Annotated in this window: 14 protein-coding genes; 3 read left to right on the forward strand and 11 right to left on the reverse strand. The window is 39.6% G+C overall.

Annotated features, from left to right (window positions below; genetic code table 11):
- The 5 genes from sucA to sdhC all read right to left on the reverse strand — a co-directional run bounded on the left by sucA (position 1) and on the right by sdhC (position 6130).
- Entirely contained in the window at positions 1–2820 is a 2820-nt protein-coding gene (gene sucA / locus I6F47_RS03725; protein ID WP_010552673.1) for a 2-oxoglutarate dehydrogenase E1 component, read from the reverse strand.
- A 94-nt stretch (positions 2821–2914) separates the two neighbouring features.
- Positions 2915–3631 (reverse strand): succinate dehydrogenase iron-sulfur subunit, encoded by a 717-nt coding sequence (locus I6F47_RS03730; protein ID WP_007375751.1) that lies wholly within the window; start codon positions 3629–3631, stop codon positions 2915–2917.
- Positions 3632–3641: 10 nt separating this feature from the next.
- Positions 3642–5414 carry a succinate dehydrogenase flavoprotein subunit gene (gene sdhA / locus I6F47_RS03735; RefSeq protein ID WP_007375750.1) on the reverse strand — a complete coding sequence of 591 codons (1773 nt, stop codon included), beginning with the start codon at positions 5412–5414 and terminating at the stop codon, positions 3642–3644.
- Complete coding sequence (gene sdhD, locus I6F47_RS03740; RefSeq protein ID WP_007586873.1) at positions 5415–5762, reverse strand: succinate dehydrogenase, hydrophobic membrane anchor protein; 348 nt, start codon at positions 5760–5762, stop codon at positions 5415–5417. It lies immediately after the preceding gene.
- Positions 5753–6130, reverse strand: a complete 378-nt coding sequence (sdhC, locus tag I6F47_RS03745; RefSeq protein ID WP_076914908.1) for a succinate dehydrogenase, cytochrome b556 subunit — start codon at positions 6128–6130, stop codon at positions 5753–5755. Before sdhC ends, sdhD begins: the two co-directional genes overlap by 10 nt.
- 420 nt (positions 6131–6550) lie before the next feature.
- On the opposite strand from sdhC, the gene I6F47_RS03750 reads away from it, so the two are divergent.
- The 3 genes from I6F47_RS03750 to I6F47_RS03760 all read left to right on the forward strand — a co-directional run bounded on the left by I6F47_RS03750 (position 6551) and on the right by I6F47_RS03760 (position 9629).
- Complete coding sequence (locus I6F47_RS03750) at positions 6551–7837, forward strand: citrate synthase (protein ID WP_007586875.1); 1287 nt, start codon at positions 6551–6553, stop codon at positions 7835–7837.
- Positions 7838–7952: 115 nt separating this feature from the next.
- Positions 7953–9179 carry a SufS family cysteine desulfurase gene (locus I6F47_RS03755; RefSeq protein WP_010552671.1) on the forward strand — a complete coding sequence of 409 codons (1227 nt, stop codon included), beginning with the start codon at positions 7953–7955 and terminating at the stop codon, positions 9177–9179.
- Positions 9180–9212: 33 nt separating this feature from the next.
- Positions 9213–9629: a SufE family protein gene (locus I6F47_RS03760; RefSeq protein WP_197183355.1), complete on the forward strand. Its 417-nt coding sequence runs from the start codon at positions 9213–9215 to the stop codon at positions 9627–9629.
- A gap of 6 nt (positions 9630–9635) precedes the next feature.
- Here I6F47_RS03760 and tcdA read toward each other — a convergent pair whose 3' ends face one another.
- The 6 genes from tcdA to msbA are packed head-to-tail and all read right to left on the reverse strand — an operon-like array spanning position 9636 to position 14769.
- On the reverse strand, positions 9636–10433 hold the full coding sequence (gene tcdA / locus I6F47_RS03765) for a tRNA cyclic N6-threonylcarbamoyladenosine(37) synthase TcdA (protein WP_024603405.1): 798 nt from the start codon (positions 10431–10433) through the stop codon (positions 9636–9638).
- Positions 10434–11114 (reverse strand): TIGR01621 family pseudouridine synthase, encoded by a 681-nt coding sequence (locus I6F47_RS03770; protein WP_024604817.1) that lies wholly within the window; start codon positions 11112–11114, stop codon positions 10434–10436. It abuts the gene before it with no gap.
- Positions 11111–11872 (reverse strand): 3-deoxy-manno-octulosonate cytidylyltransferase, encoded by a 762-nt coding sequence (gene kdsB / locus I6F47_RS03775; protein ID WP_197102985.1) that lies wholly within the window; start codon positions 11870–11872, stop codon positions 11111–11113. The genes I6F47_RS03770 and kdsB overlap by 4 nt, the downstream gene beginning before the upstream one ends.
- Complete coding sequence (locus I6F47_RS03780; protein ID WP_002961789.1) at positions 11860–12057, reverse strand: Trm112 family protein; 198 nt, start codon at positions 12055–12057, stop codon at positions 11860–11862. The genes kdsB and I6F47_RS03780 overlap by 13 nt, the downstream gene beginning before the upstream one ends.
- Positions 12047–13027, reverse strand: coding sequence for a tetraacyldisaccharide 4'-kinase (gene lpxK, locus I6F47_RS03785; RefSeq protein ID WP_197183356.1), 981 nt, complete (start codon positions 13025–13027; stop codon positions 12047–12049). The genes I6F47_RS03780 and lpxK overlap by 11 nt, the downstream gene beginning before the upstream one ends.
- Positions 13024–14769, reverse strand: coding sequence for a lipid A export permease/ATP-binding protein MsbA (gene msbA, locus I6F47_RS03790; protein ID WP_169060891.1), 1746 nt, complete (start codon positions 14767–14769; stop codon positions 13024–13026). Before msbA ends, lpxK begins: the two co-directional genes overlap by 4 nt.
- Positions 14770–14783 lie beyond the last annotated feature (14 nt).

Below are 14783 nucleotides of genomic sequence, written 5' to 3' on the forward strand. Positions count from 1 at the left end.
TTATCCTTTATTTTCTATAGTAAGCGCGTCGGCAACGAGCGCTTGTTGTTCTTTAGTATGTACTGACATGTAACCACACGCTGGTGATGCAGACGCTTTACGTCCTGCATATTTTAATTTAGCACCTTGTGGGATTGCATCAATAAAGTGATGTTGTGAACAGTACCATGCACCTTGGTTTTGTGGCTCTTCTTGACACCATACAAAATCAGTTACGTGTTGGTAGCGCTCTATAATTGTTTGCATTTCATCGTGTGGGAACGGGTATAACTGTTCAACACGTACAATTGCAATATTATCTTGCTCAAGCTTACGACGCTCTTGTAGTAACTCGTAGTAAACTTTACCGCTACAAAATACAACGCGCTCTACTTTCTCAGGGTTAATATCATCAACTTCGTCGATCATATTATGGTAAACACCGTGTGAAAGCTCTTCAAGTGATGAAGTTGCAAGCGGGTGACGAAGTAGCGACTTAGGCGTCATAACAATCAGAGGACGACGAAGTGGTCGAACTGATTGACGACGAAGCATAGCGTAAACTTGCGCCGGCGTTGAAGGAACACATACTTGCATGTTGTGATCAGCACATAGTTGCAAGAAACGCTCTAAGCGCGCTGAACTATGCTCTGGCCCTTGACCTTCGTAGCCATGAGGTAACAAAATTGTAAGCCCACATAAACGGCCCCACTTTTGCTCACCAGAACTTAAGAACTGGTCAAATACAACTTGTGCACCATTGGCGAAGTCACCAAATTGCGCTTCCCATATTACGAGAGACTTAGGTTCAGCGGTAGCATATCCATATTCGAACGCAACGACAGCTTCCTCAGATAAAACAGAATCAAAGACTTCAAATGTGCCTTGATCTTCACTTAAATGCTCTAAAGGAGTGTAAGTTGTACCATCAGATTGACCATGAACAACAGCATGACGATGAAAGAATGTTCCTCGACCTGTGTCTTGTCCTGTTAAACGAATGTCAGTACCTTCAGACGCAATTGTTGCATAGGCAAGAGTCTCTGCCATACCCCAATCAAGTGGTTTTTCACCTGTGGCCATTAGCTTACGATCGTCATAAATCTTTTTAACGCGAGATTGAGCTTTATGTTGTTCTGGGTAAGAAGCTACTTTCTCACCAAGAGCTTTTAGCTTCTCTACAGATACGCTAGCATCGTAGTCAACATTCCATTCATGACCAATATATTTGGCCCACTCAGAAGAATGCGACGTCTCTGGCTGTATTTCTGAAACAACACAGCTGCCTTCATCTAGTGCATCACGGTACTCATCAGCTAAGGCTTTAACTTCTTGTTCAGAAAAAGAGCCTTCAGCAATCAGTTGGTCTGCATAGATTAAACGCGGCACTGGATGCTTTTTAATTTTTTGGTACATGACAGGCTGAGTTGCATTAGGCTCATCAGCTTCATTGTGACCATGGCGACGGTAACAAACTAAATCAATTACTACGTCACGCTTAAACTGATTTCTAAAATCAAGAGCAAGTTGAGTAACAAATGCAACGGCTTCAGGATCATCAGAATTAACATGGAATATTGGAGACTGAACCATTTTAGCAATGTCAGTACAGTATGGCGTTGAGCGAACGTCATCTTGCTTAGAGGTTGTAAAACCTACTTGGTTGTTGACAACAATACGAATACTACCACCACAACTAAACGCATTAGTTTGTGACATGTTAAACGTTTCTTGAACAACACCTTGTCCAGCAATAGCAGAATCACCATGGATGGTAATAGGAAGTGCTTTAATGCCTGACTTATCACCTAAACGGTCGAGACGACCACGCACAGAGCCCATTACAACAGGGTTTACGATTTCTAGGTGAGATGGGTTAAACGCAAGCGCCATGTGTACATTGCCACCTTTGGTAGCAAAGTCAGACGAATAACCCATGTGATATTTAACATCACCAGAACCTAACGTTTCTTTATGTATACCAGCAAATTCATCAAATAATTCTGATGGGTTTTTACCAAGTACATTAACTAAAACGTTTAAACGACCACGGTGAGCCATACCAATAACAGCTTCTTGTTGGCCGCTTTCACCAGCGCGGTGAATAAGCTCTTTAAGCATTGGAACTAACGCATCGCCACCTTCAAGTGAAAAGCGCTTAGCACCAGGGAACTTAGACCCTAAATATTTTTCTAGACCATCTGCTGCAGTAAGCCCTTTAAGGATACGTAGCTTTTCATCTTTTGAGAATTTAGGCCTAGACTGGACAGATTCTAGACGTTGTTGTAACCAACGTTTTTCCTCTGTTGATGTGATGTGCATATACTCAGCGCCAATTGAACCACAATATGTAGTTTTTAGTGCTTGGTATAGTTCACCTAAAGGCATAGTATCGCGCCCTACGGCAAACGATCCTACGTTAAACTCGCGGTCAAAATCACTTGAAGATAGGTCGTGGTACTCTAGCTCTAAATCTCGTACACGCTCTCGTTGCCAAATACCTAATGGATCTAGGTTTGCATTTTGGTGCCCACGAAAACGGAAAGCATTAATAAGTTGTAGAACTTTAACCTGTTTAAGGTCACCGCCACTACCCTCTGCTACCACTACTTCTCTATGCTTGTTTTTTGCAAGCTGTGCAAACTGTGCTCGAACCTCTGAATGTTTTACTTCAACATCCACACCATCAACTTTAGGTAATTGTTCAAACACTTCTCGCCATTCGTCTGGCACAGAAGTCGCATCGTCTAAATACGCTTCATAAAGCTCTTCTACATAAGCAACGTTGCCGCCGTTTAAATGTGAAGATTCTAGCCATGCCTTCATCACACCTTCGTGCATTTATAAGCCCTTTTTTTTAGCGCAGAAATTAATAGTTATTATAACAAGATGGCTAATATAATTTAATATTAGCCATCTTACCTTTACTAAGCTATCAAACCGCTCGGTTTAGTAACATAGATTTGATTTGTCCAATTGCTTTGGTCGGATTAAGACCCTTAGGACAAACGCTAACACAGTTCATGATACTGTGACAACGGAACACACTGAACGCATCGTCTAAATCCGCTAAACGTTCTTCAGTTGCTGTATCTCGGCTATCAGCCAAGAAACGGTAAGCATGAAGAAGGCCTGCTGGACCAATGAACTTGTCTGGATTCCACCAGAACGAAGGACACGATGTTGAACAACATGCACACAAAATACACTCATAAAGCCCATCTAATTTATCACGTTCTTCAATAGTTTGAAGACGTTCGCCTGCTGCAGGCTGATCATTAATTAAATAAGGTTTAACTTTTTCGTACTGAGTGTAGAACTGACTCATGTCAATAACAAGGTCACGAACCACAGGTAAACCTGGTAATGGACGTACTACGATTTTACCTTTGCCATTTTTTTGTAGCGTAGATAAAGGAGTAATACATGCTAAACCATTTTTACCATTCATGTTAACACCATCAGATCCACACACACCTTCACGGCATGAACGACGGAAAGATAATGTAGGATCTTGTTCTTTTAGAAGAATAAGTGCATCCAACACCATCATGTCGTGACCTTCCTCTGTTTGCAAGGTGTATTCTTGCATACGAGGAGCGTTGTCAACATCTGGATTATAACGATAAACTGAAAATTGTACTTGTGCCATCGTCTATCTCCTAGTAAACACGTGCTTTAGGTGGGAAAGCTTCACGCGTTTTAGGCGCATAGTTTACATCACGCTTGCTCATTTCATCCGTTACAGGATTGAATACTGAGTGACATAACCAGTTTTCGTCATCACGATCTGGGTAGTCAAAGCGAGAATGTGCACCACGGCTTTCTGTACGGAAGTTTGCAGCTACTGCAGTTGAGTAAGCTGTTTCCATTAAGTTGTCTAGTTCAAGACATTCGATACGCTGCGTATTGAAGTCTGATGATTTATCATCAAGACGAGCATGTTGCAGACGTTCGCGAATTTCTTTAAGTTCTTGAAGACCTGCAGCCATTGAGTCACCTTCACGGAATACCGAGAAGTTAAGCTGCATACATTGTTGTAGGTCTTTTTTGATTTGAACTGGATCTTCACCTTGGCCAGCCGTTGAATTTTCCCAACGATTGTAACGTGCAAGAGACGCTTCTAAGTCTGATTCTGAAGCAGCTTTAGATATTTCAACGTCATTTAGGTACTTACCTAAGAAGTTACCCGCAGCACGACCAAACACAACTAAATCAAGTAATGAGTTACCACCTAAGCGGTTTGCACCGTGTACAGATACACAGGCAATCTCACCTACTGCAAATAAACCTTGAACTACTGTTTCGTTGCCTTGAGCATCGATTTGTAGCGCTTGTCCATTTACATTAGTAGGAACACCACCCATCATATAATGACAAGTTGGAATTACTGGAATTGGCTCTTTTGCAGGGTCAACGTGAGCAAATGTTTTAGCAAGGTCACATACGCCAGGAAGACGTAAGTTAAGTGTTTCTTCACCTAAGTGGTCAAGTTTTAACTTAAGATGTGGACCCCAAGGACCATCACAACCACGACCTTCACGGATTTCAGTCATCATTGAACGTGCAACAACGTCGCGAGACGCTAAGTCTTTTGCGTTTGGTGCGTAACGTTCCATGAAGCGTTCGCCATCTTTATTTAAAAGATAACCGCCTTCACCACGACAACCTTCAGTTACTAGCGTACCAGCACCTGCGATACCCGTTGGGTGGAACTGCCACATTTCCATGTCTTGCATAGAAATACCAGCACGTGTTGCCATACCAACACCGTCACCAGTGTTAATGTGAGCATTAGTGGTTGATGCAAATATACGACCTGCACCACCAGTAGCTAATACAACAGCTTTAGATTTGAAGAAGGTAACTTCACCTGTCTCAATCTCAATTGCAGTACACCCTACTACATCACCATTATCGTTTTTAACTAAATCAAGTGCATACCATTCAGAGAATACATTTGTTTTGTTTTTAACGTTTTGTTGATATAGAAGGTGTAATAAAGCATGACCAGTACGGTCAGCAGCTGCTGCAGTACGCGCGGCTTGTTCACCACCAAAGTTTTTCGATTGACCACCGAAAGGACGTTGGTAAACACGGCCATTTTCAAAACGAGAAAATGGTAAACCCATGTTTTCTAATTCGGTAATAGCTTCTGGGCCAGTTTGACACATGTATTCAATAGCGTCTTGGTCACCGATAAAATCGGAACCTTTAACGGTATCGTACATATGCCATTCCCAGTTATCTTCGTGTGAATTACCAAGCGCAACCGTAATACCGCCTTGAGCAGATACAGTGTGTGAGCGCGTTGGGAATACTTTAGATATTAATGCACACGTTTTGCCAGATTCTGTAATTGCTAAAGCAGCGCGCATACCTGCACCACCTGCACCAATTACTACGGCGTCAAATTCACGAACAGAATATTTCACTTAAACACCCCATAATACGATTAGACCAATAGCTACGTAAGCAACGGCCATCAGGTTTAATACAAAACCTAAAACTGCACGAAGCTTTGCGCACTTAACATAGTCTGTAAGAACTTGCCAAAGGCCAATGCGGGTATGAACCATAATGCAAACAAGGGTAATTAACGTAAACCCTTTCATTGCTAGGTTAGAGAAGAGGCCTGTCCAGGCTTCGAAAGTGACTTCTGGCGTCGCTAAAAAATAGCCTATAATAAAAATCGCGTAAGCGCTGATTATTAATGCCGTGGTACGTAAAGATACGAAATCTTGTACACCATCACGTTTTAGAGTTGCTTGATTTAAAACCATATCCACACCCCTGCCAATACGGCAAACACAACACCAAGAGCCATTGAAACTTTAGCGCTGAGGTTACCTGATTCAAGTTCTTCCCAATGTCCCATATCCATAATCATATGACGGATACCACCAATAAGGTGATAACCTAATACAGAAACAGTGCCCCAAGCTATAAATTTGGCAATGAATCCGTTAAACAGACCCTTGACGAATTCAAAACTTTCAGCTGAAGAGAGAGACTCAGACCAAGCCCAAATGACAAACGTTAAAGCAAAAAATAATGCAACACCGGTGACGCGGTGAAAAATTGAAGCTTTAGCCGTTGCCGGCATAGATATAGTTGTTAGATCTAGATTTACAGGTCTTTGCTTTTTCACAGTTACTTGCCCATCTTTGCTCACAGTGGAGCTCATCTACTTGTTTTTCTAAAAACCCACCAAATATTACTGATGGAACTATCAAAATAAACGTACCAAAACAATTAAAGTTCACAAACCTGTAAATTTTAAGCTGTTAAGAATATGTTTACCCAAATACAATACGGTTTAAAACCACCGTTAGTATATATACCCACAGGGCTTTTTACAATTCTTGTTTATTTAGAGATGTTTGCGAATTAGCCAATAGTATTATATTTAATTAATACCGAATATTTATTATACATATATGCATAATGTTTATAAAAATTGACTTTAACCCCCTCTTTCACGTTAAAATGAGAAGATGTGCTTAAAACAGATTTCAGAACTTTAAAATCTAAAAATCAGAATAGATATCTTAATAGGAGATACATAACGATGGCAGATAAAAAAGCCACAGTCCAAATTGATGGACTAGATCCAATCGAACTTCCAATTTATCAAGGCACTGCTGGCCAAGATGTAATCGACGTACGTACGTTAGGTTCACACGGTCACTTTACTTATGACCCAGGTTTCATGTCGACTGGTTCTTGTGAATCTGCAATCACCTATATTGATGGTGGTAAAGGTGTACTACTTCACCGTGGTTACCCAATTGAGCAATTAGCTGAAGACTCAAATTACATTGAACTTTGTTACTTACTTTTAAATGGTGAGTTACCTTCTAAAGAACAATATGAAGTTTTTAAGAATGAAATCACTACAAGCACTATGCTTGACGAGAAGATTGCTAACTTTTTCCAAGGTTTCCGCTTTGACGCTCACCCAATGGCAATGCTTTGTGGCGTAGTAGGTGCATTATCATCTTTCTATCATGAAGACCTTGATATTACTGATGCTGAACAACGTAAAACAAGCGCAGTTAAGCTTGTTGCTAAGTTACCAACAATCGCGGCAATGGCTTATAAAACAAATATCGGCCAACCGTTTGTATACCCACGTAACGATTTAAGCTACGCAGAAAACTTCTTACACATGATGTTCTCTGTACCTGCTGAAGAATATAAAGTTAATCCAGTAACTGCAAAAGCGATGGATAAAATCTTTATGCTTCATGCAGATCATGAACAAAATGCATCAACTTCAACAGTTCGTCTTGCTGGTTCATCTGGTGCTAACCCGTATGCATGTATTGCAGCTGGTATTGCATCTTTATGGGGCCCTGCTCACGGCGGCGCTAATGAAGCATGTTTAAACATGTTAGAAGAGATTGGCTCTGTTGACCGTATTGATGAATACGTAGCTAAAGCTAAAGATAAAGCTGACCCGTTCCGCCTTATGGGCTTTGGACACCGTGTTTACAAAAACTTTGACCCACGCGCTACAGTAATGCGTCAAACGTGTCACGAAGTTTTAGCTGAGCTGAATATCCAAGATCCACTTCTTGATATTGCTATGAAGCTTGAGCAAATTGCGCTTGAAGACCCATACTTTGTAGAGAAAAAACTATACCCTAATGTAGATTTCTACTCTGGTATTATCTTAAAAGCGATTGGTATTCCAACAAGCATGTTCACTGTAATCTTTGCAATGGCACGTACTGTTGGTTGGATCACTCACTGGGATGAGATGCTATCTCAACCTGGTCATAAGATCAGCCGTCCTCGTCAACTTTATACTGGTTACACTCAACGTGACTACGTATCAACTGACAAGCGTTAATTAACGTTGGTTAGTTTAAAAAGGCCGCATTTTGCGGCCTTTTTTATTAACAACACTTGAGAATTATCATAAACCGATTACAATTCCTGCCTTAAAAACACTATGTAGATGAGCCATGCTTGCTTTAAAGTTTGATATAAATAAAATTAGAAACGACTTCCCAACATTAAATCAAACAATAAACGGCTGCCCGCTTGTTTATTTAGACTCAGCAGCAACCTCACAAAAGCCTCAATCAGTTATAGATACAATTACTGAATTCTATACGTTTCAAAACGCTAATGTACACCGTGGACGCCATACACTTAGCGAGCAAGCAACTTATGCATATGAACAAGTACGGGATAAAACTGCAGAGTATTTCAATGTATTTAGTAAAGAGATTGTATGGACTAAAGGCGCTACAGAAGCCATTAACTTGGTCGCTAACGGATTAAAAAAGCGCTTAAATGAAAGTCATACCATAATGATATCTCCGCTTGAGCATCATGCAAACATAGTGCCTTGGCAAATAGTGAGTCAACAAACGGGTGCTAAATTAATAGCGCTTCCACTAAATAAAAATGGCACGCTGAACACCAAAGAATGCTGTGAATTTATAAAAGAAACAAAACCTACCCTATTAGCTATTACACAAGCATCTAACACACTGGGTAATATCACCGATTTAAAACCACTTATTAGAGCTGCAAAAGACGTCAATTCTCTTGTTCTAGTGGATGGTGCACAGGGTGCACTGCATTTAAAACCCGATTTACGTGAATTAAACTGTGACTTTTATGTCTGCTCAAGCCATAAAATGCTCGGTCCAACAGGATTAGGTGTACTTTATGGTCGATATGAGCAATTAAATACCCTTGAGATTTACCAATCAGGTGGGGAAATGATCGATAAAGTGTACTTAACTCACAGTACTTATCGTCCTGCGCCTGCAAAATTTGAAACTGGAACACCAAATATCTCTGGAGTTTTAGGCTTTGGTGCCGCATTAGACTATTTAAATGAATTAGATCACGCAAAAATCCAGCAATATGAGCAAAAATTGTTTAGTTATGCCGCTCAAAAATTGGTAAAGGTTGATGGTATTACAATATATAGCAACCTATCTGACAATATTGGTACACTCTGCTTCAACTTAAATGATGAACATCCTTATGATTTGGCAACTTTACTTGACGGGTACGGGGTTGCAGTAAGGAGTGGACACCATTGTACACAGCCATTAATGACACATTTAGGGCTTAATGGAACGCTAAGAGCGAGCTTTTGTTTTTATAATACCTATGAAGATGTAGATATATTCATTGATTCACTTAAAAAATGTATCGCTTTACTGGACTAAACGTCACTTTAATAGAATTAATTAGGATAACTCATGACAAATACGTTTAACAAAGTCACAGAATCTATAAAAAATGCGCCCGCTTGGCAGCAAAAATATCGTGAGATAATGCTTTTAGGAAAAACTTTACCTGTTTTAGCTGATGTTTTGAAGACTGATGATGCACTTGTACAAGGCTGTGAAAGCAAAGTATGGATGTTTGTTGAATTTGATTTAACAGAAAATACACTTGTTGTAATTGGTGACTCAGATACACGTATAGTAAAAGGATTATTAGCCATTATTTTAGCGCTTTACAATGGCCTCACACCAGAGCAAGTAGTGAATAAAAATGCGTATGAAGAATTTGAAAAGCTCGGCCTTATAAGCCACTTAAGCGCATCACGTGGTAATGGTATTAAAGCCATGGTTGATAAAATACAAACCATGGCACAACAAAAGCTTAGTTAGCAAAAACTAAGCTTGCGAGCGTTGTTTTTTATCTAGATATTTACGCACCGCTTTTGCCGCAACAAAAAAGCCAAAGCTTCCTGTGATCATAGTCACAGATCCAAAACCATTATTACAATCCATATTCATCGAGCCATCAGCACTTTGCTTTGCATGACATACGCTGCCATCGCTTCCTGGGTAAACCAATTGCTCTGTTGAGTAAACACAATCAATATTAAATTTACGTTTAGGATTATTACTAAAATTATATTGCTTACGCAAAATATAACGTACTTTTGCAAGCAATGGGTCTTGCGTAGTTTTGGCTACATCACCAAACGTTATTTGGCTAGGATCTGTTTGCCCGCCAGCACCACCAGTTGTAATTATAGGTAGTTTATTACGTTTACAGTGAGCAATTAATGCTGCTTTTTCTTTAACTGCATCAATACAATCAATTACATAATCAAAACCTTGAATATGCTCTTGAATATTATCAAGCGTAATAAAGTCATCTATTACATTAATTTGGCACTCTGGATTAATAAGCTCGCAGCGCGCTTTCATTGCATCTACTTTAGCTTGACCAATAGTGCCCGTTAACGCATGAATTTGTCTATTGACGTTAGTCGCGCAAATATCATCCAAATCAATCAATGTTATTTTACCAACACCAGTACGTGCAAGTGCTTCTGCTGTCCAGCTCCCTACACCACCAATCCCTACTACACAAAAATGTGCTTCTTGAAGCCAATCAAACTGTTGATGACCATATAAACGTTTAATACCACCAAAACGTATATCTGTAACTTTTTCGCTCATTTACCAATCCAGTTGCCATGGCGATTGCCATGCTTGAAAATCTTGATGTTTAATTAACGCCAAATACTCATCACCATTATCGGGTAATAAAGTTAGCTGTATTTGTTCACCTAGCCATAAAAAGCTCAATGCATATGCATGTAAATAGGTACGATTTGATGGCGTGCCTGAATACATTGCATCGCCTAAAATAGCAGAGCCAATACTTTTTAGTGCCACTCTTAATTGATGCGTCTTTCCTGAATAAGGCTTTAAAATATACCCTCTAAATCCCGGCTTATAACTTAGCGAATAAAATCGGGTGATTGCAGGGTTAAGCTTACTCGTTAGTAACTTAAACGAGCCACGGCGAGATTTAGCCATATCGCCTTTAATCCAACCTTGCTTCTTTTTTGGTTTAGCGTCACTAATCGCTAAATAAAATTTAGCAATCGCATGCTCAGTAAACATAACAGTAAAGCTGGCCGCAGCGGCTTTGTTTCGCGCTAAAATAATCAGCCCTGATGTCACTTTATCTAAACGATGAACGGCATAAAGCTTTTGCGCTAATTGTTGTTCGGCTAACACAACAAAGCCGGGGCCCTCTTCCGAATGAAAATTAAGACCCGCTGGCTTTTCTAAAATATAAAAATCGTTATGTGTAAAAACGATTTTTAATATTTTACTTACTTGTTCACTCACGCGCTTGTACTTTTAATATGCGCTATCACTTTCGCTAAGTCATCGGGCGTATCGACACCTGCATGAGGGGCTATTTGAGCTTGTTCTATTTTGATTTTATAACCATGATACAACACACGTAACTGCTCAAGCGATTCAAGTAGCTCAAGTGGCGATACGCTCAATTCTATATATTGTTTAATAAAACCCGCTCTGTACGCATAAATACCTACGTGGCGCTGAAATGGCGCTAAATTAAGAGCACTGCTGTCATTCATCATTGTGCTTCTATCAAACGGGATACTTGCACGAGAAAAATACAGCGCATTTTTATTTATATCGCTAACCACTTTAACGGCATTAGGATTAAATACTTCATCCCGCTCTTCAATAGCAACACTTAACGTTGCCATTGGTGCTGTTGAATCACTTAATAGTGCAGCAACTTGAGATACGTTTTCTGGCGCAAGTAAGGGCTCATCGCCTTGTACATTAACCACAATTGTATTGCTGTCGAGATCAAGTAAATCAACTACTTCGGCTAAACGCTCAGTACCCGATTGGTGATCTTCGCGAGTCATTACAACATCACTAGTAAATAAACTTACTGCATCAAACACTTTTTGATGATCGGTTGCTATAACCACTTTACTTGCACCTGATAAACATGCTTTTTCGTAAACATGTTGAACCATTGGCTTACCGCAAATATCAGCAAGCGGCTTACCAGGTAGTCGGGTTGATGCAAAACGTGCAGGAATTACAACTACGAATTCCACTTTTCAACCTCTTCTAAAGATAACTCACGTGCTTCGTTTTCAAGCAATACTGGAATATCATCTTGAACGGGGTAAGCAAGCTTAGCTGCAGTACTAATTAGTTCGTTGTTTTCTCTATCAAAGCGTAATTTACCCTTACAAACTGGGCAGGCAATTATCTCGAGTAATTTTGTATCAAAGGCCATTGAGTATTCCTTTTTCTTTTAATAATGAATTTAATGTGTTTATTACGCTATCGGAAGGCTCTGCATCTACAGGTAAATAATACCAATTAGGTTTTGCAAAGGACTTACATTTAACCGCGTCTTTTTCGGTCATTATAATGCAATCATCACCAAACTGAATAAAATCATCTGCTGTATAAGCATAATGATCTCTAAAGTGATGAGTCGACAATAGCTTAATATTTTGTGCTTCTAATGAGTTTTCAAACCGTTTAGGGTTCCCAATTGCACTTATTGCATGTGCCTCGCTTACGTTACTTTTTGCGTCATCACTTGAATTAACTAAGCGAAGGTTACTTACTTGCAGCACGTAGCTATTATTAGCCTCACCGCCATTTTCAATTACTATATCAACACTTTGTAAGCGTTTAGTTGTTTCGCGTAGTGGCCCTGCGGGCATAACAAAACCATTACCAAAGCGGCGTTCACTATCAACAATACAACACTCAATGCTACGAGGCATTTTATAATGCTGCATCCCATCATCAGAAATAATGACATCTAGCGTATAATTTTTTTCTAACAAATCGATATTGTGTTGTCTATTAGGGCCAACTGCTATTGGGCACTTTAAACGATGGTATAAAAGCACAGGCTCATCTCCAGCCTGCTGAGCATCTACAAGCTCAGTGACTAACAGCGGGTAATTATCTGATTGCCCACCATAACCTCTACTAATAATACCTACTGATAAATCTTGCTCGGTCAAATACTCATACAACCACAAAACAAAAGGTGTTTTACCATTGCCGCCTACACTTATATTACCGACTACAATAACAGGCGTTTTGCACTCAAAAGGTTTAAGTATTTTAGCGCTGTACAAGAGTTTTCGAAATGACGATACAACCCAAAACAAAGCACTTAATGGTAATAACAATAAAGTAATTAGACCAAATGGTTTATACCAGCTTTGCTCTATTTTGCTCACGCCTGATCACCAAACTGCATTTTGCAAAGTGCTGAATAAGTACCGTCATTTGCTAATAAGCTACTATGATCGCCACTTTCTATCACACGACCGTTATCAATAACATAAATTCGGTCACTGTTTTCAATAGTAGATAAGCGATGTGCTATAACAATAGAGGTTTTATCTTTCATTAACGTTTCTAATGCTTGCTGAATAAGCTTTTCAGATTCGGTATCAAGTGCTGACGTTGCCTCATCTAAAATCAAAATAGGTGCATCTTTTAATATTGCACGCGCTATCGCTATTCGCTGGCGTTGACCACCGGAGAGCATTACGCCATTTTCGCCTACCATGGTGTTTAATTGCTCTGGCAAGTCTTTAACAAATTCCCACACGTGCGCTTGTTTGGCAACTTGTTCTAATTCTTCCTCAGAGACATCATGTTTTATGCCATAACAAATATTGTTAGCAATCGTATCGTTAAATAACACGACCTGCTGAGACACTAAAGCAAATTGGCGACGCAAATCTGTTAATTTATAATCCTGCAGGGCTATACCATCGAGTAATATTTCACTCGGTAACTCTAAGTCATAGTAGCGTGGTAACAAGTTAGAAATTGTCGACTTACCAGAGCCTGAGCGCCCTACTAAAGCAATACTTTCACCCGCCTCAATCGTTAGCGACAAATCGTTTAATACGGCTTCATCTTTAGTTGGGTACTTAAAGGTTACGTTCTTAACTTCAATTAAACCTTTAACTTTATCAACCGAAACAGTGCCTGTATCTTTTTCCATTTCTTCGTCTAAAACTAAAAATATACTTTGCGCTGCAGAGATACCACGTTGCATATCACTATTCACATTGGCAAGTTGTTTTAGCGGACGTAATAACATCATCATTGAGGCAATTAATGCCATGAAGTCACCAGATGTAATCGTATCAATCATTGATGGCAACGACACCGCCCACAAAATAACTGCCATGGCACTTGCCGCTAAAATTTGAATTATAGACACACTAAGCGCTTTAGTTGCATCCATTTTGATACGTTGCTGACGATTATGATTATTAATTTTCGAGAAGTGATTAATCTCTTGATCTTGACCACCAAAACCATGAATAACTTTATGTCCGCTCAGCATTTGTTCTGAGCTACGGGTAACTTGCCCCATGGCAGATTGAATGTTTTTAGAAATGTGGCGAAAACGTTTAGAGACGACGGCGACAATAATAGCAACAAGTGGGATGATCACTAAAAATATCAGTGATAGTTGCCAACTGGTATAGAACATTACCGCAAGTAAAAATACAACAAATGCACCTTCTCGAACCACGATTAGCAAGGCTTTAGTAATCGCTTGTTGAACTTGTTCTGTATCAAATGTGATTTTTGAAATTAAATCTCCCGTTGAGTTTTTGTCATGAAAAGAAACGGGTAAGTGCAATATGTGCTCAAATAACTCTTGGCGTAAAGAACGTACAACTTGGGAGCCTACATAACTTAAGCAGTAGGAAGACATAAAGTTAAAAACACCACGCCCTAGAACTAACGCGATAACGACAAAAGGAGCGTACTTTAAAACTTCTGTATTACGCTGGTTCAAACCTTGATCAATAAACGGCTTCATTAATTGAATAAATAAAGCATCCATTGCTGAATAGCCTATCATCCCAATAATTGCGACAAATGCGACGCTTTTGTAGGTGCCAACATATGAGACAAGACGTTTATAAATTTGTGTAGTACTTTGATCCATAACACTCTCTAAAT

Source organism: Pseudoalteromonas sp. NZS37 (assembly GCF_015864265.1).
In the GTDB taxonomy this organism is placed as follows: Bacteria; Pseudomonadota; Gammaproteobacteria; order Enterobacterales; family Alteromonadaceae; genus Pseudoalteromonas; species Pseudoalteromonas arctica.

Excerpts from the sequence above, each read along its gene's own strand:
- sucA (WP_010552673.1), bottom strand. The coding sequence starts at position 2,820 with ATGCACGAAGGTGTGATGAAGGCATGGCTAGAATCTTCACATTTAAAC.
- I6F47_RS03730 (WP_007375751.1), bottom strand. The coding sequence starts at position 3,631 with ATGGCACAAGTACAATTTTCAGTTTATCGTTATAATCCAGATGTTGAC.
- sdhD (WP_007586873.1), bottom strand. The coding sequence starts at position 5,762 with ATGGTTTTAAATCAAGCAACTCTAAAACGTGATGGTGTACAAGATTTC.
- I6F47_RS03750 (WP_007586875.1), top strand. The coding sequence starts at position 6,551 with ATGGCAGATAAAAAAGCCACAGTCCAAATTGATGGACTAGATCCAATC.
- I6F47_RS03755 (WP_010552671.1), top strand. The coding sequence starts at position 7,953 with ATGCTTGCTTTAAAGTTTGATATAAATAAAATTAGAAACGACTTCCCA.
- I6F47_RS03760 (WP_197183355.1), top strand. The coding sequence starts at position 9,213 with ATGACAAATACGTTTAACAAAGTCACAGAATCTATAAAAAATGCGCCC.
- tcdA (WP_024603405.1), bottom strand. The coding sequence starts at position 10,433 with ATGAGCGAAAAAGTTACAGATATACGTTTTGGTGGTATTAAACGTTTA.
- I6F47_RS03780 (WP_002961789.1), bottom strand. The coding sequence starts at position 12,057 with ATGGCCTTTGATACAAAATTACTCGAGATAATTGCCTGCCCAGTTTGT.
- msbA (WP_169060891.1), bottom strand. The coding sequence starts at position 14,769 with ATGGATCAAAGTACTACACAAATTTATAAACGTCTTGTCTCATATGTT.